This window comes from Bradyrhizobium hereditatis, assembly GCF_020329435.1.
GTDB classification, from domain to species: Bacteria; Pseudomonadota; Alphaproteobacteria; order Rhizobiales; family Xanthobacteraceae; genus Bradyrhizobium; species Bradyrhizobium hereditatis.
On the sequence record NZ_JAGKJK010000031.1, the window covers coordinates 1 to 25,168 of the forward strand.

Consider the following 25,168-nt stretch of genomic DNA (forward strand, 5'->3'; position numbering starts at 1 on the left):
AGCTCACGTTCTCATTGGCGAGAAATCGGCCGTATCGGACTATCTTGGCCCGATCGCCATCCGCCGCTCGACGCAGGCACGAGCTCGCGCGCGTGACCATCCCTTCGAGCAGGGCCGCCCCCCTTTATCGAGACGACCATCCCCGAACCGCCCAAGCCTGAATTGTTCATTCAACATCTTGGCACCTCAATGGAATCGAAGTGCCAGATACAGAATCACAGCAGCCCGTCGCCGCGGAAGGCCAAATCAAAACACCGAGTCATTCCGTCGCAGCCGCAATCTGTGCATCTGCTAGCGCGTTCGCGGGGACGACTCGTGGGGAATCCATCGTCACATCACCGCTTGATCTGCGCCTTCAGCGTATCCTCGACGACGCGGTCGAACGAGGAGGCTTTCGGTGGGGCCTTGGCGCGTTGCTCGGCGACGTATTTGTCGCGCTTGGCCACCAGCGCCGCCAGCTTCTCATCGAGCGCCTTGCGCTGGGTCATCTGCTTGTTGATTTCCTCGATCCGCTGCTCCGGCTTCATGGTGCGCAAATTGTCCGGCAGCTCTTCCTCCTTGATCGCAGAAATGCTGCTGCGGCCGGCGGAGACATCCGCGCCGGTGGTATCCAGTACGAAGGCGACTTCAACGGCGGGCTTGGCGTTGGCTTGTGACAGGCCGGCGGCGAGCGGAAGGGCGGCGAGCGCGAGTACGAGCGAGCGAAGCGTGATGCGTGACTTCATAAAGTCTCCCCCAGATGTTTCGTCCCCTCGGAACCCAAGTTCCGCCGGCTTCACCTTGGGCCGGTGGGCCGAAAACAAGGCGGGCGGGGGTCAAAATTACGGCTGACGTTGCGCTGGTGCCGCCTGTTGGACGCTGCGAAATCGGTTATGGTTCGAGCACCATGGAATCACCCGCCCGCCAGATCAGCCTCGTGCCTCCGCCCGACCGCCGTCAGTCAGACACGGCGCTCGCGATTGCGCGCGGCACGGCGCGGTTGTTACGCTCGCTGGGCTTCTCCTGCATCAGCGAGCTGCCGCTGCCGTCGGGCCGGCGCGCTGACCTTGTGGCGCTGAACGAGCGCGGCGAGATCTGGATCGTTGAGATCAAGTCGTCGGTGGAAGATCTGCGCGCCGACCAGAAATGGCAGGACTACCGGATGCATTGCGACCGGCTGTTCTTCGCCTTCACGCAGGATTTGCCCTGCGAGATCTTTCCTGAAGATACCGGCCTGATCATCGCCGACGCCTATGGCGCGCATTTGCATTGCGAGGCGCCCGAGCATCGCCTGCCCGCCGCGACGCGCAAATCGATGATGGTGCGTTTTGCGATGGCCGCAGCGCAGCGGATCAACCGTCTGGTCGATCCGCAGGGGCACGCGGAATTTTAGACCGCGAAGCCGGCACTCCGGCTGACATCCGCAGTTCGAGAGAGCGTCTGCCAAATTCAGCTGGCAAAGCTGGCGGGCGGGTTCAGGCCCGCTTAATGTTTGACTTGGTCTTCCCAGTCCGTCCATTCTACATCATGGACGTCGAGGTAGCCGGAAACGGCTGCGCCGACGGTTGGGAAAAAGCAATTCTCGCCAAGCTGCGCCAACAATCCGAATTTCTTCAGCTTGTCCTTCACGGGATCCTTGAGTTCGGCAAAGCAAAGCTCAATACCCAGTGCGTGCAACGCCTCATCCAATTCAGCGAGCGTGTCGCCGGCCGTGACGTCCACGCTGGTGACCGGTTCCGCCGCAACGACCAGCCAGCGTACGGGCGTCGGCGATTTCGCTACCGCATCCAGTGCGCGCTCTTTGAAAAACTCGGCGTTGGCGAAGAACAAAGGCGCATCCCACCGAAACAGGACCAGTCCCGGAATTTGGCGCGCATTCGGGTATCTCGTGATGTCGTGATAGCCTTTCACGCCGTCGGCGCGGCCCAATACGGCGGAGTGAGGACGCCAGCCGTCCCATAGAAACTCGATAATGGCGATAACGATTGCCAGACCTATTCCTGGAATCACGCCGAGCACGGCGACGCCGACAAAGCAGACGATTGAAAGCCAGAACTCCCACCGCTGAATGCGGTAGATCCGCTTCAGGTCGGTGATCTCAATCAAGCCGATCGCAGCAGCGATGACGACGGCGGCTAATGCAGCGTTGGGCAAATGCTGAAGGAGGTTTGGTGCCGCCAGCAGAAGGAAGGCGATCGCGAGCGCGCCAACGACACTGGTCAGCTGGGTGCGGGCGCCGGCGGCTTCGGCAATAGGCGTCCGCGAACCGCTGCTGCTGATTGGAAAACCCTGAAAAAATCCGGTTGCCAGATTGGCGGCGCCGAGTCCCACCATCTCCTGGTTGGCATCGACATGATCGCCCAATCGTGCGGCATAGGCCCGCGAAAGCACGCTGGTATCGGCAAATGATATCATCGCGATCGCACACCCGCCGATCAGCACCGGGACTATGTCGGCAGGGCCGATCCAGGGAATGGTGAAGCCGGGCAAGCCCTGCGCCAGGGGACCCAGAACTGTCACGCCGTAACGTGCCGCTAGATCGAACGCAGCGACGGCCGCCGTTGCCCCGACGACGGCTATCAGGATGACCGGCAGCCGCTTGTATCCCTGAAGCAGCAGGATAACGGTCAGCGTGCCGAGCCCAATCGCGAAAGCTACCCAGTTGGTCTTTCCATCAAGGATGGCACCGGCGATCGCCCATAAGCTCCGCAAAGGTCCGTCGCTCTCGATCGAGAAGCCGAACAGTTTTGGCAAATGGGCTGATCAGTACGGTCAGTGCAATTACGTTCATGTAGCCGTAGCGTATCGGCTTGGAAAGAAGCTCGGTCACAAAGCCCAGGCGCGCGACGCCTGCCAGAACGCATATCGTCCCCGACACGATTGCCATCGCGGCAGCCAAGGTTGCGGCGCGGACGGGATCGCCACCCGACTGCGGAACGACAACGCCAAGAATGATAGCTGCAAGCGCCGAATCCGGTCCGAGGACAAGTATCCGGCTTGGCCCGAACAACGCGTAGGCAAGGAGCGGTACGATCGTTGCGTATAGACCGTAGATGCCGGGCAAGCCCGAGGCCTCCGCATAGGCAATGCCAACCGGAACCAGCATGGCGGCCAGCACGAGCCCAGCAAGGATATCGTGCCCGAGCCACGCCGCTTCATATCGACGGAAGGTGTCGAGACCTGGCAGCCAGCGCACCAAATGCTTCATTGCCGGTCACTCCCAAACCCGGTCGGGCTCGCTAGCCGGGCTCGCACGCCGTTGCCACCGGTCTTTGCCTTCACGCATACCGTGCCTTGCGAGATTTTCCGTCAAGATACCGGTGGATTTTAGCCGATGCCTGCCCACGCCCCGCAAGCTGATGACGGTGCGCAGCCATAGCTGCTGCACCACGGATCAACCGTCTGATCGATCCGCGAGGACACGGAGAGTTTTAGGAAGGAATTGTAGCCCGGATGCGCGAAGCGACATCCGGGGTTTGACGAGCACCTTTCCCGGATGTCGCTTCGCTGATCCGGGCTACAGCGCAGCGAACTACCGCGGCGCGCGCTTCGCCAGAATCCGCTGCAGGGTGCGGCGATGCATGTTGAGACGCCGCGCGGTTTCGGAGACGTTGCGGTTGCACATTTCATAGATGCGCTGGATGTGCTCCCAGCGCACGCGATCCGCCGACATTGGATTCGACGGCAGCTCGGATTTCTCGGTGCCGCTGGCAAGCAGTGCGGCGACCACGTCGTCGGCGTCGGCAGGCTTTGAGAGATAGTCGACCGCGCCCATCTTCACCGCGGTGACGGCGGTGGCGATGTTGCCGTAGCCGGTCAGCACGATGGTGCGTGCATCAGGCCGCTTGCGCTTCAGCGCCGAGACCACGTCGAGCCCATTGCCGTCGCCGAGCCTGAGGTCCACCACGGCAAAGGCCGGTGCGGCCTTGTTGATCTGCGCCAGCCCGTCGGACACGGTGTCGCAGGAGGTCACCGCGAAGCCGCGGGTTTCCATGGCACGCGACAGGCGCTCCAGAAACGGCTTGTCGTCCTCGACGATCAGCAGCGAGCGGTCGGTGACATCGTTCAGTTCGGCGATGGCGTTCAAGGCAGGGTATCCCCCGAGTTGCGGATGTTGAGCATGAAATAAAGCATATGGCGCGGCCGTTTGCAGTGCCAAGACCCTCCTGGCCGGATTGGTTACCTTTCCCATCCCTTTGGGGCAGTTCTAATCCGCTGGTCCGACAGCACTTTCCTCCGCCTCGAAACGGGCGCGCGGCCAGACGATCTGGACCACGGCACCGTGATCGGGGAACGTCCGGTTCGAGAAGGAAACCTTGGCGCCGGTGCGCTCCAGCAGCGTGCGGGCGATGAACACGCCAAGGCCGAGCCCCGCGCGCGTGCTTTGGGGGTCATCCGCGGTGCGCCGCCGCGATAAATAAGGTTCCCCGATGCGTTTCAGGATGTCGGGCGCGATGCCCGGGCCGTCGTCTGAGATGACGATTTCGACGGTATCGGCATTCCACCAGGCGTTAACCTCGACGGTCGTTCGTGCGAAATCGACGGCATTCTCCAGGATGTTGCCGACGCCATAGAGGATCGCCGGGTTCCGCGCGCCGACCGGCTCTCGGGTGGCTGCGACAGCTAGCCGCACCTTGATCGCGACGCCGAAATCGCGATGCGGCGCGACTGCCTCCTCGATCAGCGTCGAGAGCGGCATGCGGTCGAACGGCGCGCCGGAGGAAGAGAGCTGGGTCAGCTTGGCCAGAATGTCGCGGCAGCGCTGTGCCTGCTCGCGCAGGGTCTTCAGGTCGGAGGCCAATTGCTCATTACCGTCGACGGTCTTTTCCAGTTCCCGTGAAATCAGGAAGATCGTCGAGAGCGGCGTGCCGAGTTCATGCGCGGCGGCCGCCGCCAGCCCATCGAGCTGCGTCAGATGCTGCTCACGCGTCAGCACCAGTTCGGTCGCGGCCAGCGCATCGGAAAGCTTTCGCGCCTCTTCCGTCGCTTGGAATGCGTAGAGACTGGTGACGCCGATCGCGAGCACGATCGAGAGCCAGACGCCGAACAGATAAATCGGCGGCAGTACCAGCGGGTCATCGCTATCCCAGGGTAGCGGCAGATGAAAAAACACGAGCGCAGACGCGCAGGCGACCGCGAGAAGGCCGAGCCCCATGGTCAGCCGGACCGGCAGTACGGTCGCCGAGATCAACACCGGCCCCAGGAACAGAAACGAAAACGGATTCTGCAAGCCGCCGGTCAGAAACAGGAGCGCAGCCAGTTCGACAATGTTGAGCGCGAGCAACGCAGCGGCATGGACCGGTTCCAGCCGCTGCATCGGGTTGAACGCCACCTGCAGCGCGAGATTGAGCAGCGCCGAGACGCCGACAACGGCAACGCAGGCGATGATCGGAAAGTCGAATTCCAGGCCATGCCCGACGATGAAGATCGCGGTGATCTGGCCGAGCGCCGCCAGCCAGCGCAGCCGCAGGATCGTATCGAGACTGACATAGCGATACGGAAGACGAAAATCAGAGGCGGCAACGTCGGACATTTCAGGAGTTTAGCCGCGCGGGCGGATGATCACAAACGCAGGCGACCGCCCGTGCGTCGCCGGGCAGCTCCAACCCTTGCGCTAGCAGCCATGATGGCTCAATGAACAGGCCGAAATGGTCAACAGCGACGCCACGCCAGCGCCATCGCCCGCGGCCGGGCCGGAAGGCCCCGCCGCGATCGACGTCGTGCATCTAATAAAACTCTACAAGACCACGCGAGCGGTCGACGATGTCTCGTTCCGGATCGCGCGCGGCAGCGTCACCGGGCTGCTCGGCGGCAACGGCGCCGGCAAAACCACGACAATTGCGATGATCATGGGGCTGGTGCTGCCGACCTCGGGCCGCGTCCGGGTGCTCGGACACGCGATGCCGGAGGAGAGCGCCGACGTGCTCGGCCGGATGAATTTCGAGAGTCCCTATGTCGACATGCCGATGCGGCTCACGGTGCGGCAAAACCTCACCATCTTCGGCCGGCTCTATGCGGTGAAGGATTTGCGCGAGCGCATCGAGCAGCTCGCGTCCGACCTTGATCTGAAGGATTTTCTCGATCGCGCCAATGGCAAGCTCTCGGCGGGACAGAAGACCCGCGTCGCGCTGGCGAAGGCGCTGATCAACGAGCCGGAGCTGTTGCTGCTCGACGAGCCGACCGCCTCACTCGATCCCGACACAGCGGACTGGGTACGCCAGCATCTGCAGACCTATCGCAAGACCCATGACGCCACCATCCTGCTGGCGTCGCATAACATGCTGGAAGTGGAGCGGCTGTGCGACCGCATCATCATCATGAAGCGCGGCCGCATCGAGGATGACGACAGCCCGGACCAGATCATGGCGCGCTACAATCGCACCACGCTGGAGGACGTATTCCTCGATGTTGCGCGCGGCCGGGTGGCGGAGGGGACATCGCCATGAGCGAGATCGTCACCCGTCCCGCCATCTCCTCGCATCGCATCCAGGCTATGGTGCTGCGCTACTGGTATCTTCTGATGTCGTCCTGGCCACGGCTGCTCGAGCTGATCTACTGGCCGGCGCTGCAGATCATCACCTGGGGCTTTCTGCAGAACTACATCGCGCAGCACGACAATTTCTTCGCCCGTGCCGGCGGCTCGCTGATCGGCGCGGTGATTCTGTGGGACATCTTGTTCCGCGGCCAGCTCGGCTTTTCGATCTCCTTCCTCGAGGAAATGTGGGCGCGCAATCTCGGCAACCTCATGATGAGCCCGCTCAAGCCGATCGAGTTTCTGATCGCGCTGATGATCATGAGCCTGATCCGGCTTGCGATCGGCGTGATTCCGATGACGCTGCTGGCGCTGTTCTTCTTCGATTTCAATTTCTTCGCGATCGGCCTGCCGCTGATCGCCTTCTTCTGCAACCTGATCTTCACGAGCTGGTCGATCGGGATTTTCGTCTCGGGCCTGGTGCTGCGCAATGGGCTGGGCGCCGAGAGCATTGTCTGGACGCTGATGTTCGGCCTGATGCCGCTCGCCTGCGTCTACTATCCGGTCGCGGTGTTGCCCGCCTGGCTGCAAAGCATTGCCTGGCTGCTGCCGCCGACCTATGTGTTCGAAGGCATGCGCGCGCTTCTGATCGATCACGTCTTCAGGAGCGACCTGATGGTCTGGTCCCTCGCCATCAACGCGGTGCTGTTCGCTGCCTCCTTTGCGATCTTCCTTGCGCTTTTGCGCAGTGCCAAACATCACGGTTCTTTGCTCGGGGGTGGCGAATAAGTCACAGATTCCCGTGGATCCCCGGGGTTTTTAGGCACGTTAGCGGTTGCATGGGGCCGATCGGTGCATTGACGCAATATTACGCATTCTGCACTATGCTGCGGCGCAAACAGAAGGTCAGAAATAAAATGCCGATTGGTGAGTTTGGCGGCGCACCGCCGCTGGTGGCCGAAGGCAGTCCGGCGCTCACGACGCCGATGTACTGGATGTATGAAATGGCCCACGCGTCGCTCAATCCGGCACGCGCCGTGACCGATGCCGCCAAGATCCTGTTTCAAAACCCGCTCAATCCCTTCTCGCACACGCAGTTCGGCAAATCGATCGCCGCTGCCTGCGAATTGTTCGAGCGCACCACGCGCCGCTACGGCAAGCCCGAATGGGGGCTCGACTTCACAGAGGTCAACGGCATCCAGACGCCGGTCGAGGTCCGCTCGATCTGGGAAAAGCCGTTCTGCCGCCTCCTGCATTTCGATCGCAAATTGACCCGGCCGCTGCGCGCGCCGCATCCGCGCGTCCTGATCGTGGCGCCGATGTCGGGCCATTACGCGACGCTGCTGCGCGGCACGGTCGAGGCCTTCCTGCCGACCCATGAGGTCTACATCACCGACTGGTCGGACGCGCGCATGGTTCCGCTCAGCGAGGGCCGTTTCGACCTCGACGACTACATCGATTACATCATCGAGATGCTGCACGTGCTCGGCGGCAACATGCACGTGATCGCGGTGTGCCAGCCCTCGGTGCCGGTGGTGGCGGCTGTCTCCGTGATGGAGGCTGCGCGCGACCCCTTCGTGCCGCTGTCGATGACGCTGATGGGCGGCCCGATCGATACCCGCCGCAACCCGACCGCCGTGAACAACCTCGCCGAACAGCGCGGCATCGAATGGTTCCGCAACCACGTCATCACCAAGGTGCCGTTCCCGCATCCCGGCGTGATGCGCGACGTCTATCCGGGCTTCTTGCAGCTCTCGGGCTTTATCAGCATGAATCTCGATCGCCATACCGACGCACACAAGGCGCTGTTCAACAATCTGGTGAAGGGCGACGGCGACATGGTCGACAAGCACCGCGAATTCTATGACGAATACCTCGCGGTGATGGACCTGACTGCGGAGTATTATTTGCAGACGGTCGACGTCGTCTTCGTCAAGCACGCGCTGCCCAAGGGCGAGATGACCCATCGCGGCAAGCCGGTCGATCCGTCGAAGATCCACCGCGTGGCGCTGATGACGGTGGAAGGTGAGAACGACGACATCTCCGGGCTCGGTCAGACCGAAGCGACGCACGCATTGTGCCCGCATATTCCCGATCATCGCCGCGTGCATTACGTGCAGAAGGGCGTCGGGCACTACGGCGTGTTCAACGGATCGCGATTCCGTTCCGAAATCGTGCCGCGCATCTCCGATTTCATGGTGTCGGCAGCCAATCCCATGGTGTCAGCGGCTACTACGAAGCCGACATTGGTCCGTGCAGCCGAATAACAGCGATGGCGGGGCCGATTCCGGGCCGCCAATAAGTTGCTGAGAAGATTCAAACATTCCAGATTCCGGTCGAATCAAGGGGTGAGTTCAGACTCACTCCTTGAGGCCGCTTTTCACGTCAGGTTCCAGCCGAAATTTTGGGTTCCAGGCCCATCCCCTAGGGGCCGTTTGGCCGAAACCCCCTGTATATTGGGCAAATGATTTGTTTTTGCGCCGAGCAATTTAGATGCGATTTCCCTGGCGGCGGATATGGCAGAATCCGGGCGAACTCTTACTCCCCGGACTCCAAGATATGGCTACTCGTGCCCTCCTTTATCGGCGGCCCGCCGAACCCGCGACTATTTTGGTCAAACACGGCTCGCAAGTCTTTGCGATCAGGATGCGCCGGCATCGCCGCGCGCGTCGATACACGCTTCGCATTCATCCGACCGATCGCGAAGCCATCCTGACCATGCCGCCACGCGGCACGATCGCGGAAGCGAAGGACTTTGCGCAGCTTCACGGCGGCTGGATCGCCGCGCGTCTCGGCCGGTTGCCGAAGGCCGCGCCCTTTCAACCCGGCACCATCGTGCCGCTGCGCGGTGTGCCGCACCGCCTGGTGCATCGCGCCGGCGAGCGCGGCACGGTGTGGACCGAGACCCGCGACAGCGGCGAGAAGATTCTGTGCGTCGCCGGCGGGTATGAGCACATGGATCGCCGCGTCCATGACTTCCTCAAGCGTGAAGCACGCAAGGATCTGCACAAGGCTTCACTCGCCTATGCGGCGGAACTCGGCGTGCGGGTGAGGCGGGTGTCGATCCGCGACCAATCGAGCCGCTGGGGCTCGTGCACCTCGGCGGGCTCATTGTCCTATTCCTGGCGGCTGATCCTCGCGCCGCCCTATGTGCTCGACTACCTCGCCGCCCATGAGGTCGCCCATCTCGTCGAGATGAACCACTCGCCGCGGTTCTGGCGCGTGGTCGACCGCATCTGCGACCATGTAGAACGCGCCAAGCGCTGGCTTGATACCTACGGCAACGATTTGCACCGTTACGGGATTCAGGATTAGCGGTTGCCACACAGACCACTGTCATCGCCCGGCTTGACCGGGCGAGCCAGTATTCCAGAGATAGTGGTTATCAATCGAGATGCCGCAGCGTACTGGATACCCCGCTTTCGCGGGGTATGACGGCCTGAGGTAGTCGTGAGATCTCGCTTATCGCCCAAACAGCCGGTCCACCAGCCAGCCATCCAGTCCCGCCGCAGCTTCCGGGCGTACATTTGGATTGGGCGGCGGCGGTGCGGCGCTTCGCGCGGGCGGCGGTCGGTACGAACTGCCTGACGGAGCCGGCGCCGCTGGGCTCGGCGTCACCTGCGAGGTCTGGAACAGGTTCGACATGAACCCGCCGCGCTGCGAGTTCGGCAACGCCGCCACCGCCACGCCCTGATGCGCCGTGCGCATGAAGCGGCTCCATACCTCCACCGGCAACCCGCCGCCGGTTGCCTTCTTGGTCGGTGAGTTGTCGTCATTGCCGAGCCAGACCCCGGTGACGAGGCTGGCGGTATAGCCGATGAACCAGGCATCGCGAAAATCCTGGCTGGTGCCGGTCTTGCCGGCGGCCATCCAACCTGGAATCTCCGCCTTACGCGCTGTACCCGAGACCAGTGTTTCCTGCATCATCGTATTCATCATCGCGACATGGCGCGGCTCGATCACCTGGCCGAGCCGGTCGGGCTGGCGCGCGTAGAGCAGCTTGCCTTCACTGGTGCGGATCTTGGTGACGACATGGGGGGAGACGCCGAGCCCGCCATTGGCAAAGGGCGCATAGGCCCCGACCAGCTCGATGACCGAGACTTCCGAGGTGCCGAGCGCGATCGAGGGATTGGCGTCAAGCTTCGACGAGATCCCGAGCCGGTGCGCGGTCCGCACCACGTTCTTCGGCCCCACCTCGAGCCCGAGCCGCACCGCGACCGTGTTGAGCGACATCGCCAGCGCCTGCGTCAGCGTTACCGCGCCGAAATATTCGTGGGTGTAGTTCTCCGGACGCCAGCCCTTGAGATCGAGCGGCGCGTCCTGGCGGATCGTCTCCGGCGTCAGGCCGCCCTCGATCGCGGTCAGATAGATGAATGGCTTGAACGCCGAGCCGGGCTGGCGTTTGGCTGTGACCGCACGGTTAAACTGGCTCTCGGCATAGTTCCGCCCGCCGACCATCGCGCGCACCGCGCCGTCGGGCGTCATCGCCACCAGCGCGCCTTGCGTGACGTTGAATTTCACACTCTTGGCCGCCAGTTCGTCGATAATGGCGGCTTCAGCGACACTCTGCAGCTTCGGATCGATCGTGGTCTCCACCACGATGCTCTGGTCGATCTGGCCGACGAGATCGTCCAGCACCTCGCCGATCCAGTCGGCGACGTAGTTGACGGTGCCGGCGCCGGCCGGCTTCACCTTGTAGGAGGGATGGCCGATCGAGGCCTTGGCTTGCGCATCGCTGATGAATTTGGCTTCCGCCATCGCCGCCAGCACGATCTGGGCGCGCGCTTCCGCGCCTTCGGGATTGCGGTTCGGCGCCAGGCGTGACGGCGATTTGACGAGGCCCGCCAGCATCGCCGCTTCCGCGACCGTGACGTTCTTCGCCGACTTGCCGAAATAACGCTGAGAAGCGGCCTCGACGCCATAGGCGCCGGAGCCGAAATAGACGCGGTTCAGATAAAGCTCGAGAATTTCGTTTTTGGTATGCTTGCGCTCCAGCCACAGCGCGAGCTCCACCTCCTGCAGCTTGCGCGTCATCGTCCGTTCCTGGGTCAGGAACAGGTTCTTGGCGAGCTGCTGCGTCAGCGTCGAGCCGCCCTGCGAGACCCCACGATGCAGGATGTTGGCGACGGCTGCACGCGCGATGCCGACGGGGTCGATGCCGTAATGCGAATAGAAGCGGCGGTCTTCGATGGCGATGAAGGCCTTCGGCAAATAAGGCGGCAGATCTTTCAGCGCGACATTGGTGCCGGGCGCTTCGCCGCGCGAGGCCAGCACGCTGCCATCGAGGCCGACAATCTGAATGGTCGGCGGACGTTTGGGGATTTCCAGCGACTGGATCGCCGGCAGATGCGCGCCGACCCAGACCACGACACCGATGACCGCGATCACCGCCCACAGGCCGAGCACAGCACCCCAATAGACCAGCCGGCCGATCCGAATACGGCCGCGCGATTTGTCGCGTCGCTTGGCGCCGCTTTTGGTCCCACGCGGCTTGCGCTCGCGCGGCGGCGGCTCGTCGTCCTCTTCTTCGATCTTGCGCTTGGCCACTGGTTTCTTCGGTTTCTCGTCGTCGTCCGTGGCGTCAGGGATGCGATCGGCGGGCGAGAGGCGCAGGTCGGCGAGCGCGGCCGGAAGCCCGAATAGCGGCTCCTTGCGTGCGCCGCTCTTTTTCCGTCCCCACGCCATGACAAACGCCGCTCATACCCGCCCTGCCGCAGGCTAGCGGCGGCTGTTTAAGGGTCGGTTACGGAAAGGTTAATGCGGGATTAGGAGGTGCGGCACGGCGTGCTAGCATCAGCGCAAGCCACGGTGTTCTTGGAGGAAACTTTAAAATGGGCCACATCGATCCGACCAAAGAAGTATTCGCGCAGTTCCGCGCCAATGATCGGCCGGGTCCGATCCACATGCTTAATCTGGTGCGGCTGCGCGCGATGGCCGCTTACCCCGATGGTCGGAAGGTGACGGGGGCGGAAGCCTATGCTGCCTATGGCCGCGAAAGCGGCCCGGTGTTCGAACGGCTCGGCGGCCGCATCGTCTGGCAAGGCCGGTTCGAACTGATGCTGATCGGACCGCAGGAGGAGCGCTGGGATCACTGCTTCATCGCCGAGTACCCGAGCGTGGCCGCCTTCGCCGAGATGATCCGCGATCCCGTCTACCGCGAGGCGGTCAAACACCGTCAGGCCGCCGTCGAGGACTCCCGCCTGATCCGCCACGCCGTGCTGCCGGTCGGCAAGACGTTCGGGGAGATTCCGGAGTAGGGGGTTGCTTCGTCATTGCCGGGTCAAGCCTGGCCATGACCAGCCGAAAAAAATCGGCGGCCCCGAAGGGCCGCCGATCGCCTCTTTCCGCCGATCGTTCCCTGTGACTCGACGGGCCTAGCCCGCCGCGCCCTTGTCCTCGATAATGGGGCCGAACAGTTCCCAGCGCTCGCCGTTGAAGCGCATCATCTGCAACTGCTTGTTGACGCGGTAATCGTTCGGCGTGGTGTTGCCGACGATGCCGGGCAGCGCGAGGTCGAGCACGACGTTCTTCAGATTGGTGGCCTGCTTCATGACGTTCTCGCGGGTCAGGTTGTCGCCGCACTGCTTGAGCACGTGGACCATCAGCTGCGCGGTCGAATAGGCGTAGGCGTTGAAGCTGGAGTACTTGTCGCCTTCCGGATAATACTTCTCCATGAAGGCAAAGTACTTCTTCATGCCCGGATCGTCCTTCCAGGTCGGGTCCATCGGATCCTTGCCATAGTTGACGCTGATCACGCCCTTGGAAGCTTCCGCGCCCGCCGGCAGCATCACCGCGTTCACCGAGGTCGCGTTGATGTCGAGGATGTGCACCGGCTTCCAGCCGATCTCGAAGTTTTTCTTGATCGCCTGCGCCGCCTGCTTGGGCGTCGTCGCCGAGAAGAACAGATCCGCGCCGGCATCCCTGATTTTGAGGACCTGTGAATCGATCGTCGGGTCGGAGACCTCATAGGAGGCTTCCGCCACGATCATCTTCGCCGCCTTGTCGCCAAGGCCGGCCTTGAGGCCGTTCAGATAGTCCTTGCCGAGATCGTCATTCTGGTAGAGCACGCCGATCTTGGCGTTCGGATGTTCTTTCAGAATGTACTGGCCGTAGATGCGGCCCTCGACGAAGTAGTTGGGGTTGAAGCCGAGCGTCCACGGAAAATTCTTCGGGTCGGTGAACTTCGATGCGCCGGTCGCCGCGAACAGCTGCGGCACCTTCTTCGAATTGAGGTACTTCTGCACGGCGGCGTTCGAGGGCGTGCCGATGATCTGGAAGGTGAGCAGCACCTCGTCGCTTTCGACCAGCTTGCGCACCTGCTCCACCGCCTTCGGCGGCGAATAGGCGTCGTCGTATTGGATCAGATTGATCTTGCGGCCGTTCACGCCGCCTTCCTGCTCATTGATCATCCTGAAATAGGCGGCCTGTCCCTTGCCGAGCGTGGCGTAGGCCGACGCTGGTCCCGAGAATGGCACCGTCTGGCCGATCTTGATCTCGGTGTCGCTCGCGCCGGTGTCGTATTTCTTCTGCGCGGAGGCCGTCGAGACCGACAGCGCAAGCGCGAGCGCCGTGCCGGTGGCCAGATGGAAAATACCCTTCCTCATAATGCTGAATTCCTCATCTGTTTATGATTGAGCCGATGATCTTGTCCGGAGTTTCAACCCGGCCGGATGCCATCGCTGCCACAATAGTGGCGGAAGCGATATTGCATTGCAAGACGCGTCGCGCGGCGACGCAGGTAGTAAGTTCCATCTGATAAAATGAATCCAGTAGCGCTCGTTCGCCGCACAATGATGCAGAAGTTCGCGATCGAGCCGCGCGAAAAACAAACCGCCGGTGTCGGGCAGGGCCACGACACCGGCGGCGATCCGCCGATCGATTAAGTGGTCAGGCCTAACCGGATGGTCCGGCGTCCTCGAGAATCGGGCCGAACAGTTCCCAGCGCTCGCCGTTGAACCGCATCATCTGAAGCTGCTTGTTGACGCGATAGTCGGTCGGGCTGGTGTTGATCTTCATGCCGGGCAGGCCGAGGTCGAGCACGACATCCTTCAAGTTGGCGGCCTGCTTCATCACGTTCTCACGCGTGAGATTGTCGCCGCACTGCTTGAGCACCTGGACCAGAAGCTGCGCGGTCGAATAGCCGTAGGTGTTGACCGTGTTCATCTTGTCGCCTTCCGGGAAATATTTGTCCATGAAGTCGAGATACTTCTTCAGGCCGGGGTCATCCTTCCAGGTTGGGTCTGCGGGATCCTTGCCATAATTGACGCTGATCACGCCCTTTGATGCTTCCAGGCCTGCCGGTTTCAGCGTCGCGCTGACAGGGCTCGCGTTGATGTCGAGGATGTGCACCGGTTTCCAATTGAGCTCGTGGATTTTCCGGATCGCTTGCGCCGCCTGCTTCGGCGTCGAGGCGCTGTAGAACAGATCTGCGCCCGCGTCCTTGATCTTGAGCACTTGTGAATCGATGGTCGGGTCGGCGACTTCGTAGGAAGCCTCCGCGACAATCATCTTCGCCGCCTTGTCGCCAAGGCCAGCCTTCAGGCCGTTGATATAGTCCTTACCCAGATCGTCATTTTGGTAGAGGATGCCGATCTTGGCGTTCGGATGCTCCTTCAGAATGTACTGGCCATAGATCTTGCCCTCGACGAAGTAGTTCGGGTTGTAGCCCATGGTCCAGGGGAAGTTCTTGGGGTCAGTGAACTTCGAAGCTCCGGTGGCGGCAAACAGCTGCGGCACCTTCTTGCTGTTGAGATACTTCTGCACGGCGGCGTTGGCTGCGGTGCCGATGAGCTGGAATGTGAGAAGGACTTCATCGCCTTCCACCAGCTTGCGCACCTGCTCAACCGTCTTTGGCGGCGAATAGGCATCGTCATACTGGATCAGGTTGATCTTGCGGCCGTTGATACCGCCCTGCTCGTTGATCATTCTCATATAGGCGGCCTGCGTCTTGCCGATATTGGCATAGACGGAATAGGCGCCCGAGAACGGCACGGTCTGCCCAATCTTGATCTCGGTATCCGACGCGCCTGGGTCGTATTTCTTCTGCGCGTAAGCCGACGAAGCCGATAGCGCAAGCGCGAGCGCCGCGCCGGCGACCAGATGGAAACTGCCGCTTCTCATGTCGATATCTCCCTAATGTCAGTCGATGATCCCTCCGGTCACAGGATGGCCGGCCGTCATCGTTGGCAGGGAGTGTGGCGGAACGGTTTTGCCAATGCAAGCTGGTGCGGTCCCCCAGCTGGCCACGGAATTCGGGTGGATGCTGGCGGGCAGTGGGGTGAAAATGCCTGATATGGACTGGTATTCTCAGGGAATGACGATGCCGGAGAGTTTTAACCTTGATCGCCTGGCAACGCCCATCGGGACAGCGCTGCTGGTCACCGATGCCGATGGCCTGCTTCGCGCGCTCGACTGGGAAGATTACGAGCTGCGCATGCGGCAATTGCTGCGCCTGCACTACGGCGCGGTCGACTTGACAGATGCGCGCGCGCCGCGCGATCTGCGTGCGGCATTGACCGGCTATTTCAAAGGCGACCTCGACCGTCTCACTGCGGTCAAATGGCGCGTCGCCGGCACGCCGTTCCAGCAGAAGGTCTGGAATGCGCTGCCCGGAATTCCTGCCGGCACGACGCTGAGCTACGGCGCGCTCGCGGCTCAGCTTCGGATGCCGCGCGCAGTTCGCGCGCTCGGCCATGCCAACGGCTCCAATCCCATCAGCGTCGTCCTGCCCTGTCACCGCCTGATCGGCGCCGATGGCTCGCTGGTGAAATACGGCGGCGGGCTGGAGCGCAAGCGCTGGCTGCTCAGGCACGAGGGCGTGGCGATTTGAGCGGCCGGGAATGTGAGCGGCGGAATGGCGGGGCGGCCGGCAAAAGACGCCCGGACCGCCGCTTCTAAGTTAATCCCGATCGCGAGGGGCGTTTCGCAGATCGCGCAGGATATAGAGCAGGACGATCAGCATGGGAGCCCACGCGAGGATTGCGCCGACCAGCATCGCGTTTACCGTCGCCATGGTGGCTTCTCCGCATGGGCCTCTCGGATCAAAGTTCTCTTTGGGTCGCAGGTTCTGGAATCTGGTAGAGCCATTTCCAGTAGGCACGGTTGCGTTGGACCTGACGCTTGTACATCTCGCGGCACTTCACCGAACAAAACTGCTCGAAGTACCAGCTGCGCCGGACGAGACCGAAGGGGCGCTTGCATTCCGGATTGCCGCAACAATTGTTCATGACGTGATCTCCGCATTTGCACGCCGTATCCAGCGAATGAACTCTTCATGACCTTTGTTCAGACAGAAACGTCCGCAGTAGCGTTCACGTGTGGGATTTCGCAGAGAGATGATCTTCGGGTCTTCACCGTCGCAATGTAAGCAACGCGGTTCTAAACGCATGGCGACCTCCTCTTAAGGAACTGCCACTTGCCGATTAACAATGTGATGCTTTGCGGTCGCCGTCGTATATCGAGGGCGGACGCTGCGAAGTCTCGCGCCATCTCCGTTTTTCCTCAACTTGTCTAGATGTTTGGCGAGATCATCCTTGCGTATAGACGCCTCGCGCGCCGCCGGACTGGCTCATTTGCTCGCCGCCCGGCCCCGCTGCGCCAGCGCGGTTTCGAGGCATTCGATCAGGGTCTCACCGTCGAATGGTTTGCTCAGGAAGCAGGCTGCTCCCGCTTTCAGCGCCCGATCGCGATCGCTGTCGACGGAAAACGCCGTGACGAAGATGAAAGGAAGGGTCTGACCTTTGGCGAGCAGGTGGGCTTGCAGATCGAGCCCGCTCATACCCGGCATTCTGACATCGGTTATCACGCAGGATGTGTTGCGGAAGTGGAGAGATCGCAGGAAATCTTCGGCCGAGGCAAATGTATGGACGACGTAGCCAAGCGACCTGACCAGATTTCCAGTGGCGGCCCGAACCGAGCCATCATCGTCGATGATCGATATGACTGGTGGGTTGGACAAGAAAGTATTTTCCTGGAGACGGCTCGAGGTTGTCCTTTGGCGAACCGCACTAACGGGAGATTGCGCCGCAAATTGCGGCTGGAGAATCATACTTAGGTTTGCGGCCCCTCGGATGCGGGTCCAACCCCGAGCAGCTCGGCCATCCTCACCAGATCGGGCAACGACTTCGCCCCCATTTTCCGCATGATGTGCCCGCGATGTATCTTCACGGTGATTTCGGCGATTCCAATTTCGGCTGCGATTTGTTTGTTCATGCGCCCAGCCGTGACGAGCTTCATCACCTGCCGCTCCCGCGGGGTCAGGGTCGCGAAAAGGGCTTGCAGCTCCGAAAGGACCTTTGCTTCGTCGCGTCTGGCCCGGTCGCGTTCGATCGCCGCTGCTACGGCGTCCAGCATGTCTTGATCGCGGAATGGCTTGGTCAGGAAATCGACAGCCCCGGCCTTCATCGCCCTGACCGTCATTGGAATATCGCCATGACCCGTCATGAAAATGATGGGAATATGAATGTCGGCTTTTGCCAACTCGGCCTGGAAGTCGAGGCCGCTCAAGCGGGGCAATCTGATGTCAAGGATCAGGCAACTCGGGACATTCGGAAGCTTGTGCTGCAGAAATTCATGAGCCGAGCCGAACACCTCGACTCGCAAGCCAATCGATCGGAAAAGGTTTCGCAGCGCCTGACGTACCGATTCGTCGTCGTCGATGACGAAAACGACTGCCTCCTCGGCGCTTGCAACGGAATCTGGCGGCGGTACGGAGCGCCCGGTCACGATGGACTTTCCTCCTGATGCAACGGCAGAGTGAACTGGAATGTCGCGCCGGGGCCGGCAGCATTATCAGAAGCCGACAGCCGCCCTCCGTGGGCGCCGACGATCGAGCGGCAGATCGACAGTCCCATTCCCATGCCACTAGATTTTGTGGTGAAGAACGCATCAAACATTCGGTCGGCGTTCTCGGCAGCCAGTCCCACACCGCAGTCCTTCACGGCGACCGCGATCTGCCCGGCGTCGTCACGGCTCGTTCGGATCATCAGTTCCCGCGGACGATCGGCGACCGGCTGCATGGCTTCAATGGCGTTGATGACAAGGTTAAGCACGACCTGCTGCAGCTGGATCCGGTCGGCAAGCACCGGCGGGAGAGCGGACGCGAGTTCCAGCCGCAACAGGACGCGGTGACTGAGCAGCTCATGCTGCACCAGGCTGACGACGTCGTTGACGACTTCGTTGATATCCAGCGGCACTTTCTGGTCGCTGGTCTTGTTCACCAGCGCCCGGACGCGCTGGATCACTTCGCCTGCCCGATTGCCGTCCTTGATGATCGTTTGCAGTATTTCGCGCACTTCGTTCAGATCTGGCGGTTCGCGCTTGAGCCAGCGTTGGCAAGCATTGGCATTGGTAACGACGGCAGCGAGGGGTTGGTTCACTTCGTGGGCGATTGACGCGGCCAGCTCGCCGAGCGCCATTACACGCGTGACATGCGCGAGATTCGCCTGCGCTTGATGCAAATCGGCCTCGGCTTGCTTGCGGGCGGTAACGTCCGAAACTGCCCCGACAAAATCGATGCCGCTCGATGTATCCTTCACCGCATGGGCCCTGGCGTGGACATGCTTGACTGAGCCGTCAGGCATCAGCAGCCGATAGCCATGCTCGAAATCCTTCGAATCGCTCAACGCACGCCCGGTGATCCGCAGAACGCGCTCGCGATCATCGGGATGGATGCGTTGAATCACGGTGGCCCGCTTGATTGAAGGCGCCTTGTCGAATCCAAAGATTCTGAAGGTTTCTTCCGACCAGATGATTTCGTCGCTGCCGGCGCGCCAGCCAAAGCTGCCGGTGTGGCTCAATCGCTGGGCTTCGGCCAGATACATTTCACTCTGGCGCAGCGCGTTCTCAGCCTTTTTGCGCTCGGTGATGTCCTCGCAGGCAATCAGGACGATCGGTTGATCATCCAGCAGACGCACGGCCTTGGCATTTTCACGAACCCATAGCGTCGAACCGTCTTTGCGGACCTTGCAGATTTCCCAAGTGTGGGTGCGGCCGATGTTTTCCAGGCACACGGCAACGTTGCTCTGTGCCATCTGTCGCTCCTCGGCGGGAAACACCTTCAGAACGGATTGTCCAAGCAATTCCTGAACGGAATAGCCGAGTTGCGCGGCGCCGAATGTATTGACGGAGAGCACGGTGCCGGCTGCATCGACCATGAAGTACATGACCGGATTGTGCTCGAACACCTCCTTCCACTGCGCCTCGCTCTTGCGGAGCGCCTCGATCGCGCGCTCTTCGGCCTTGGTTCGGCCGCGCAGTACGGCCTCCATCTGCCTGTGGGCGCTGCCCACCAGGCGCATCATGATCAACGAGGCGACAAGGGAGAGGACAAGCAGCGCGACGGCAATGAAATAGGCGGGAGCCGTCGGGGCCGGACCAAGCAGGAGCCAAATGCCGGCCGCCGCCGCCAATGCCAGCGCCATGCCGCCGAGCAGCCACTGCTCGGCCAAGCGCGAGGAACTGATGGTCGGATAACGCATCATCGGCAGCACAGAATACATCGCAAGCCGGGTCGCGCCGCGTCGCTAGGTGACTGGCATCATCAGCAGCAACGACGTCACCCCCTAACAGGCTGGATGCTAGCAGTTTTTCCGTGCCGTACGTATAAAATGCAGCACCCCTGCCGCGGCACTCAGCCGCCGGGCGGCCACAGCGGGCGGAGGCCGGGGCGACCCTAAACCTCGGTATGATCCCGCCAACCCATGGTAACGTCCGGATCAACCTCCGTTCAATGGTCGGTTCCATCCGAGCCAATTACGTTTTGGAGTAACTGCAGTGGAGATTGCCGAACCGTAACTTTTTCCGGGGTCGAAGATGTCGAAAGCGCGCCTGCACTTGATCCATTGCTCCGATAAGATCGAACCTCAAGCGAGGGTTCGGCGGCGTCAACGCCGCTTCCAGCTATCGATTATAGATGGAGGCAAACGGGCAATTGCCGCAGAGCGAGAAAACCCGTGGGAAGGCTTGATCGGTCTGTTTGATCTGGCCATCCTCGTTGCCGAAGCAAACTATGCCGCCTTCGTCGCGGCGAGCCTGGCAACCATCGAGGTCCACCGTTGGAGTGATCCCGAACAGCTTGAGCAGAGTCGCGCCTGGGCCAACTGATTTGCCTCCGGCGCAAGCGCAATCTCATGTGACGGACTGCGACAAGCTGGCACGACGGGCAAATCAATTCTGATTTTCAGAAATCGTGTCAAGCCAAAAATCGATAAGCGTCAAAAATATTCCGCTTCCGTTCTCACCCAAATCAGCGGCATAACTGCGCCCGTCTCACCGCAAGATGAGGGGCGCTCGCGAACGTCACGAACGCGCGGTGAGATGCGATGGACGCGGATGGCGCGAGAGACGTTGCGCGCCGGAGGCGTACGGCGAAGTCGTGTGGTCTGGACGCCGCGGTGCTGGCGTTAAGTCCTTAAGGAGCGAAAGCTGCTTACGGGCGATGGTGGCAAAAGAGCCGTTCACCAGAGAGAGCGCGTATAAGCCGTAAAGCCATTGCGCAGGGAAGGCCGGGATGCTCCCGCCGAACCTGTATGCTCGTGTGCGTTTTCTTTATGCGCAAGCAGCACACGAGACCGCGGGTGCGGCGCGCACCCGGTCTTCCCTGCGCCCTCTGAATTCGGTGAGGGCAAGACGATGCAAACCTCGGGCAGTTCATGTCGCGAGATCGCGAACGCACATTCAGTTGTCGTCAGCCGCGAAGGCGGGTGACCCCAGTATTCCAGAGACGTCAGTGACCAAACCGATAAGCCGCGGCGTACTGGATCTCCCGCATGCGCGGGGATGACGGTCGTATGTATGGCGCGATCTCCACGTATTGCGAGCCAACGGGTCGCGCGAATGCGCGCCCGATGACAGGCTCTGCGAAGCAATCCATTGTCAGCTCATACGCGGAAGGATGGATTGCTTCGCTGCGCTCGCAATGACGTACCACGCTGTCGCCGCACGCAAGCTGCGCTCCCTCCCCCCTTGCGGGGGAGGGTTGGGGAGAGGGGTAAGCCACGCGCACCGCCGTTGCCGCCACCCCTCTCCCTAGCCCTCTCCCGCAAGGGGAGAGGGAACGCACCTTTGTGGGTGACGAGCAGTGATTGGGAACAAAGCCACCAAGAAGCTACGCTGCCGGCTGCGCGACCTTGTCCTCGGCGGAGAGCAAATGAAGCAGCGCGCTCTTGATCGCGGCCTGGCGGGTCGGTGCGGTGATCTGGGCGCCGAGCAGGTCGGTGACGTAGAACACGTCGCGGGCGCGTTCGCCGAAGGTCGCGACATGGGCGGAGGCGATGTTGAGGTTGAGCTTCGAGATCGCGGTCGTGAGCTGATACAACAGGCCCGGCCGGTCGAGGCCGGAGACTTCGATCACGGTGTAGCGGTCCGACCACTGATTGTTGATCGTGACCTCGGGCTCGACCACGAAGGCGCGGACCTTGCCGCGGTTCGCCGCCTTGCGCGCCACCACTTCCGGCAGCCGCAATTTGCCCTCGAGCACCTGCTCGATCATCTCACCGATCCGAGTCGCGCGCCGTCCCTCGTCCTCGTCGCGGTCATACTCCCGGGAGATCGAGATGGTGTCGAGCGCGCGGCCGTCGGTGGTCGTGTAGATCTGCGCATCGACGATATTGGCGCCGGCGGATGCGCAGGCGCCCGCAATGATCGAGAGCAGCCACGGATGGTCGGTTGCCAGGATCGTCAGCTCGGTGACGCCGCGCGCTTCGTCGAAGCCGACATTGATCGCGAGCTGATGGCCAGCCTGCTCGCTGGCGCGGATGAAGCGCGCCTGGCGGATTTTTCGCGGCAGATCGACCTTGAGCCAGTAGGCGGGATAGTGCCGCGCGATATAGGCGTTGAGCTCGGCCTCCGGCCACTCGTTGAAGGCGGCGCGAAATTCGGATTGGGCCAGTGCAATGCGCTGCGCGCGGTTCACTTCCGAGAAGCCGCCGGTCAGCACCGGCTCGGTCTCGTAATAGAGCGTGCGCAAAAGTTGCGCCTTCCAGCCGTTCCACACGCCGGGACCGACGCCCCTGATGTCGGCGGTGGTCAGGATGGTCAAAAGCTTCATCTGCTCGACCGATTGCACCACGGCGGCAAAATTCTCGATCGTCTTGCGGTCGGAGAGGTCGCGAGACTGCGCCACCGTGGACATCGTCAGATGCTCCTCGATCAGCCATGCCACGAGCTCGGTGTCGCCAGCGCTGAAGCCGAGCCGCGGGCACAATCGTCGCGCCACCCTCGCGCCCGCAATCGAATGGTCCTCGGGGCGGCCCTTGGCGACGTCGTGCAGGAGCGTAGCGATGTAGACCACCGGCCGATGCTCGGGCTGGATCTTGCGGAACAAGTCGCTCGCGACCGTGAACTCGTCATTGCCGCCGCGCTCGATCTCCTGCAGGAAGCCGATGCAGCGGATCAGATGCTCGTCCACCGTGTAATGGTGGTACATGTTGAACTGCATCATCGAGACGATCTTGCCGAAGGCGCGAATGAAGTGACCGAGCACGCCGGTCTCGTTCATCCGCCGCAGCACGATCTCGGCGTTCTCGGAGGTCAGGATCTCCATGAAGAGACGGTTGGCTTCCGGATTCTCGCGAAGCTGGGTGTTCACCAGCTTCAGCGAGCGCGTCACCGTGCGCATCGCATCGGGATGGAAGGCGAGGTTGTTCTTCTGCGCCAGGCGGAAGATCCGGATCAGGTTGACCGGATCGTGCTTGAAGACGTCGGCCGCGGTGAGATTGATGCGGTTATTGTCGATGATGAAGTCATCGCTGTCGGGCACCCGCCGCCGCTTGGCGCCCGGCCGCAGCCGCGCCACCATCCGGCTCAGGACCGGCGCGGGCTTGGCCTGCTCGTCCTCCAGCTTGGCGCACAGGATCGCGGTCAGGTCGCCGACGTCCTTGGCGATCAGGAAGTAGTGCTTCATGAAGCGTTCGACATCCTGCAGGCCGGGATGCGAGGTGTAGCCGAGGCGGACCGCGATCTCGCGCTGCATGTCGAACGACAGCCGCTCTTCGGCGCGGCCCGAAACGAAATGCAGGTTGCAGCGCACCGACCACAGGAAATCGGCGCAGCGGCGGAAGGTCCGGTATTCCTGCGCGTCGAACACGCCGCGCTCGACCAATTCGCCGGTCTCGCGCACGCGGTAGACGTATTTGGCGATCCAGAACAGCGTATGCAGGTCGCGCAGGCCGCCCTTGCCGTCCTTGACGTTGGGCTCGACCAGATAGCGCGATTGCCCGGCGCGGCGATGCCGCTCCTCGCGCTCGGCGAGCTTGGCGGTGACGAATTCGGAAGCCGTGCCCTGCACCACGTCCCTGTCGAAGCGCGCGACGAGTTCGTCATAGAGCGGCCGGTCGCCGGTCAGAAAGCGCGTCTCCAGGATCGCCGTGCGGATCGTCATGTCGCCGCGGGCCTGGCGGATGCATTCGTCGACCGAGCGCGTCGCGTGGCCGACCTTCAGCCCCATGTCCCACAGGCAATAGAGAATGGCTTCCGCGACCTGCTCGCCCCAGGCGGTCTGCTTGTAGGGCAGGATGAACAAGAGATCGATGTCGGATTCCGGCGCCATCAGGCCGCGGCCATAACCGCCGGTGGCGACCACGGCCATGCGCTCGGCGCCGGAGGGGACATGCGAGCGATAGAGATGCCGGGTGGCGGCGGAATAGAGGATGCGGATGATTTCGTCCTGCATGAAGCAGAGCCGCTCGGCGCAGCGGCGGCCGTGGCGATCCCTGAGCAGAATGGCCTGCGCGGTGGCGCGCGCCGCGATCATCTCGGCCTTGAGCAATTGCGCCAGCGCCGAGCGAAACACGTCCTCGCGGCCGGCATGCTTCTCGGCGAGGGCATCGACCGCCGCGGTGATCCGCGCGGTATCGAAACGATCATCTTCCCCCGAGGGGGCCTCAATCACGATGCTGTCCATGGCTACCCGATAACGGACGGCACAAAAGCTGTCACGGAGGATTGTACGGTCAGATCAAAGCTATGCTGTCGCCGACCCGAATGCCAGCCATAAGCTGTTGGGAAAACGTGGATTTCCGACGCGGCGTGTGGATGGCCCATGGCCCCGAGATGACAGCGCGTCGATAGCCCTCTATATCCGGTGCACAAACAACGTCGGGAGAACAACATGGACGCCGCCGAACTTCGCGCGATGCAGGCCCCGATCAAGGAGCGCTACAAGTCCGATCCCTCCGCCGCCGTTATCACCCTCAAAGCCAAAGGCTCGATCGACAATGAAGGCATCGCCTGCAAGGTCGAGACCGGTCGCGCGCTGGCGGTTGCGGGGCTCCATCCCGCCACCGGCGGCTCCGGGCTTGAGCTCTGTTCCGGCGATATGCTGCTGGAAGCCCTGGTTGCCTGCGCCGGCGTGACATTGAAGTCGGTCGCTACCGCCGTCGAAGTACCGCTCAAGAGCGGCATCGTCATCGCCGAGGGCGATCTCGATTTTCGCGGCACGCTCGGCGTCGACAAGGAAGCCCCGGTCGGCTTCCAGGAGATTCGCCTGCGCTTCGAAATCGGCACCGACGCGCCGCAGGACAAGCTCGACCTGCTGCAAAAGCTGACCGAGCGGTATTGCGTGGTCTATCAGACCATCAAGAACGGCCCGAAAGTGGCGGTATCGATGAAGCGGGTCTAGCTCGGCGTCGTCCCTGCGAACGCAGGGACCCATAACCACCGACGCCAATGGGTGCGGGTAGTATCGATCCGCACTGTCCAAAATCGAGACGCCGCGAC

Annotated in this window: 19 protein-coding genes and 2 pseudogenes; 9 read left to right on the forward strand and 12 right to left on the reverse strand. The window is 62.1% G+C overall.

All coding sequences use genetic code 11. The features are described from left to right. Nucleotides 1–335 precede the first annotated feature (335 nt). Entirely contained in the window at nt 336–725 is a 390-nt protein-coding gene (locus tag J6524_RS35735; protein WP_225678571.1) for a hypothetical protein, read from the reverse strand. Between the two features lie 161 nt (nt 726–886). Here J6524_RS35735 and J6524_RS35740 point away from each other — a divergent pair, with 161 nt between their 5' ends. Further along, entirely contained in the window at nt 887–1,372 is a 486-nt protein-coding gene (locus tag J6524_RS35740) for an MmcB family DNA repair protein (protein ID WP_225678572.1), read from the forward strand. A 92-nt stretch (nt 1,373–1,464) separates the two neighbouring features. Here J6524_RS35740 and J6524_RS37525 read toward each other — a convergent pair. The 3 genes and pseudogenes from J6524_RS37525 to J6524_RS35755 all read right to left on the reverse strand — a co-directional run bounded on the left by J6524_RS37525 (nt 1,465) and on the right by J6524_RS35755 (nt 5,512). Then, a pseudogene (locus tag J6524_RS37525) lies at nt 1,465–3,187 on the reverse strand (SulP family inorganic anion transporter). 324 nt (nt 3,188–3,511) lie between these two features. After that, on the reverse strand, nt 3,512–4,066 hold the full coding sequence (locus tag J6524_RS35750) for an ActR/PrrA/RegA family redox response regulator transcription factor (RefSeq protein WP_225678573.1): 555 nt from the start codon (nt 4,064–4,066) through the stop codon (nt 3,512–3,514). Nucleotides 4,067–4,186: 120 nt separating this feature from the next. Further along, nucleotides 4,187–5,512, reverse strand: coding sequence for an ActS/PrrB/RegB family redox-sensitive histidine kinase (locus J6524_RS35755; RefSeq protein WP_225678574.1), 1,326 nt, complete (start codon nt 5,510–5,512; stop codon nt 4,187–4,189). 115 nt (nt 5,513–5,627) lie between these two features. Here J6524_RS35755 and J6524_RS35760 point away from each other — a divergent pair, with 115 nt between their 5' ends. From J6524_RS35760 to J6524_RS35775, 4 genes and pseudogenes are all read left to right on the forward strand, one after another. Beyond that, nucleotides 5,628–6,425: an ABC transporter ATP-binding protein gene (locus tag J6524_RS35760; protein WP_225678575.1), complete on the forward strand. Its 798-nt coding sequence runs from the start codon at nt 5,628–5,630 to the stop codon at nt 6,423–6,425. Then, nucleotides 6,422–7,240 (forward strand): ABC transporter permease, encoded by an 819-nt coding sequence (locus tag J6524_RS35765; protein ID WP_225678576.1) that lies wholly within the window; start codon nt 6,422–6,424, stop codon nt 7,238–7,240. The genes J6524_RS35760 and J6524_RS35765 overlap by 4 nt, the downstream gene beginning before the upstream one ends. 128 nt (nt 7,241–7,368) lie before the next feature. Then, complete coding sequence (locus tag J6524_RS35770) at nt 7,369–8,718, forward strand: polyhydroxyalkanoate depolymerase (protein ID WP_225678577.1); 1,350 nt, start codon at nt 7,369–7,371, stop codon at nt 8,716–8,718. A gap of 197 nt (nt 8,719–8,915) precedes the next feature. Beyond that, a pseudogene (locus tag J6524_RS35775) lies at nt 8,916–9,766 on the forward strand (M48 family metallopeptidase). 147 nt (nt 9,767–9,913) lie between these two features. Here J6524_RS35775 and J6524_RS35780 read toward each other — a convergent pair. Then, nucleotides 9,914–12,136, reverse strand: a complete 2,223-nt coding sequence (locus tag J6524_RS35780; RefSeq protein WP_225678578.1) for a transglycosylase domain-containing protein — start codon at nt 12,134–12,136, stop codon at nt 9,914–9,916. A gap of 146 nt (nt 12,137–12,282) precedes the next feature. Here J6524_RS35780 and J6524_RS35785 point away from each other — a divergent pair, with 146 nt between their 5' ends. Beyond that, nucleotides 12,283–12,708 carry a DUF1330 domain-containing protein gene (locus J6524_RS35785; protein WP_225678579.1) on the forward strand — a complete coding sequence of 142 codons (426 nt, stop codon included), beginning with the start codon at nt 12,283–12,285 and terminating at the stop codon, nt 12,706–12,708. Nucleotides 12,709–12,825: 117 nt separating this feature from the next. Here the strand turns inward: J6524_RS35785 and J6524_RS35790 are convergent, their stop codons facing one another. Together J6524_RS35790 and J6524_RS35795 are read right to left on the reverse strand one after the other, a co-directional pair. Then, on the reverse strand, nt 12,826–14,055 hold the full coding sequence (locus J6524_RS35790) for an ABC transporter substrate-binding protein (RefSeq protein WP_225678580.1): 1,230 nt from the start codon (nt 14,053–14,055) through the stop codon (nt 12,826–12,828). Between the two features lie 289 nt (nt 14,056–14,344). Then, entirely contained in the window at nt 14,345–15,571 is a 1,227-nt protein-coding gene (locus tag J6524_RS35795; RefSeq protein WP_225678581.1) for an ABC transporter substrate-binding protein, read from the reverse strand. Between the two features lie 163 nt (nt 15,572–15,734). Between J6524_RS35795 and J6524_RS35800 the strand changes: the two genes are divergently transcribed. Beyond that, nucleotides 15,735–16,280, forward strand: coding sequence for a methylated-DNA--[protein]-cysteine S-methyltransferase (locus J6524_RS35800; protein ID WP_376712124.1), 546 nt, complete (start codon nt 15,735–15,737; stop codon nt 16,278–16,280). Between the two features lie 211 nt (nt 16,281–16,491). Here J6524_RS35800 and J6524_RS35805 read toward each other — a convergent pair whose 3' ends face one another. From J6524_RS35805 to J6524_RS35820, 4 genes are all read right to left on the reverse strand, one after another. Next, nucleotides 16,492–16,677, reverse strand: a complete 186-nt coding sequence (locus J6524_RS35805) for a hypothetical protein (protein WP_225678583.1) — start codon at nt 16,675–16,677, stop codon at nt 16,492–16,494. A 341-nt stretch (nt 16,678–17,018) separates the two neighbouring features. Further along, entirely contained in the window at nt 17,019–17,498 is a 480-nt protein-coding gene (locus J6524_RS35810) for a response regulator transcription factor (protein WP_312002538.1), read from the reverse strand. Between the two features lie 2 nt (nt 17,499–17,500). Then, nucleotides 17,501–18,175 carry a response regulator transcription factor gene (locus J6524_RS35815; RefSeq protein ID WP_376712123.1) on the reverse strand — a complete coding sequence of 225 codons (675 nt, stop codon included), beginning with the start codon at nt 18,173–18,175 and terminating at the stop codon, nt 17,501–17,503. After that, a complete protein-coding gene (locus J6524_RS35820) occupies nt 18,172–19,950 on the reverse strand; it encodes a PAS domain-containing sensor histidine kinase (RefSeq protein WP_225678584.1) in 1,779 nt (592 codons plus the stop codon). Before J6524_RS35820 ends, J6524_RS35815 begins: the two co-directional genes overlap by 4 nt. A gap of 313 nt (nt 19,951–20,263) precedes the next feature. Between J6524_RS35820 and J6524_RS35825 the strand changes: the two genes are divergently transcribed. Beyond that, the gene (locus J6524_RS35825; RefSeq protein ID WP_225678585.1) at nt 20,264–20,554 is read left to right on the forward strand and encodes a hypothetical protein; all 291 of its coding nucleotides are present in this window, start codon (nt 20,264–20,266) and stop codon (nt 20,552–20,554) included. A 1,003-nt stretch (nt 20,555–21,557) separates the two neighbouring features. Here the strand turns inward: J6524_RS35825 and J6524_RS35830 are convergent. Beyond that, the gene (locus tag J6524_RS35830) at nt 21,558–24,353 is read right to left on the reverse strand and encodes a [protein-PII] uridylyltransferase (RefSeq protein ID WP_225678586.1); all 2,796 of its coding nucleotides are present in this window, start codon (nt 24,351–24,353) and stop codon (nt 21,558–21,560) included. A gap of 207 nt (nt 24,354–24,560) precedes the next feature. On the opposite strand from J6524_RS35830, the gene J6524_RS35835 reads away from it, so the two are divergent. Then, nucleotides 24,561–25,070, forward strand: a complete 510-nt coding sequence (locus J6524_RS35835) for an OsmC family protein (RefSeq protein ID WP_225678587.1) — start codon at nt 24,561–24,563, stop codon at nt 25,068–25,070. Nucleotides 25,071–25,168: the final 98 nt, after the last annotated feature.

Bases quoted from the DNA above. Each gene is read 5' to 3' on its own strand.
- J6524_RS35735 (WP_225678571.1), bottom strand. From the start codon at position 725: ATGAAGTCACGCATCACGCTTCGCTCGCTCGTACTCGCGCTCGCCGCC.
- J6524_RS35740 (WP_225678572.1), top strand. From the start codon at position 887: ATGGAATCACCCGCCCGCCAGATCAGCCTCGTGCCTCCGCCCGACCGC.
- J6524_RS35755 (WP_225678574.1), bottom strand. From the start codon at position 5,512: ATGTCCGACGTTGCCGCCTCTGATTTTCGTCTTCCGTATCGCTATGTC.
- J6524_RS35760 (WP_225678575.1), top strand. From the start codon at position 5,628: ATGGTCAACAGCGACGCCACGCCAGCGCCATCGCCCGCGGCCGGGCCG.
- J6524_RS35765 (WP_225678576.1), top strand. From the start codon at position 6,422: ATGAGCGAGATCGTCACCCGTCCCGCCATCTCCTCGCATCGCATCCAG.
- J6524_RS35770 (WP_225678577.1), top strand. From the start codon at position 7,369: ATGCCGATTGGTGAGTTTGGCGGCGCACCGCCGCTGGTGGCCGAAGGC.
- J6524_RS35780 (WP_225678578.1), bottom strand. From the start codon at position 12,136: ATGGCGTGGGGACGGAAAAAGAGCGGCGCACGCAAGGAGCCGCTATTC.
- J6524_RS35785 (WP_225678579.1), top strand. From the start codon at position 12,283: ATGGGCCACATCGATCCGACCAAAGAAGTATTCGCGCAGTTCCGCGCC.
- J6524_RS35790 (WP_225678580.1), bottom strand. From the start codon at position 14,055: ATGAGGAAGGGTATTTTCCATCTGGCCACCGGCACGGCGCTCGCGCTT.
- J6524_RS35795 (WP_225678581.1), bottom strand. From the start codon at position 15,571: ATGAGAAGCGGCAGTTTCCATCTGGTCGCCGGCGCGGCGCTCGCGCTT.
- J6524_RS35800 (WP_376712124.1), top strand. From the start codon at position 15,735: ATGCCTGATATGGACTGGTATTCTCAGGGAATGACGATGCCGGAGAGT.
- J6524_RS35805 (WP_225678583.1), bottom strand. From the start codon at position 16,677: ATGAACAATTGTTGCGGCAATCCGGAATGCAAGCGCCCCTTCGGTCTC.
- J6524_RS35810 (WP_312002538.1), bottom strand. From the start codon at position 17,498: ATGATTCTCCAGCCGCAATTTGCGGCGCAATCTCCCGTTAGTGCGGTT.
- J6524_RS35820 (WP_225678584.1), bottom strand. From the start codon at position 19,950: ATGTATTCTGTGCTGCCGATGATGCGTTATCCGACCATCAGTTCCTCG.
- J6524_RS35825 (WP_225678585.1), top strand. From the start codon at position 20,264: ATGTCGAAAGCGCGCCTGCACTTGATCCATTGCTCCGATAAGATCGAA.
- J6524_RS35830 (WP_225678586.1), bottom strand. From the start codon at position 24,353: ATGGACAGCATCGTGATTGAGGCCCCCTCGGGGGAAGATGATCGTTTC.
- J6524_RS35835 (WP_225678587.1), top strand. From the start codon at position 24,561: ATGGACGCCGCCGAACTTCGCGCGATGCAGGCCCCGATCAAGGAGCGC.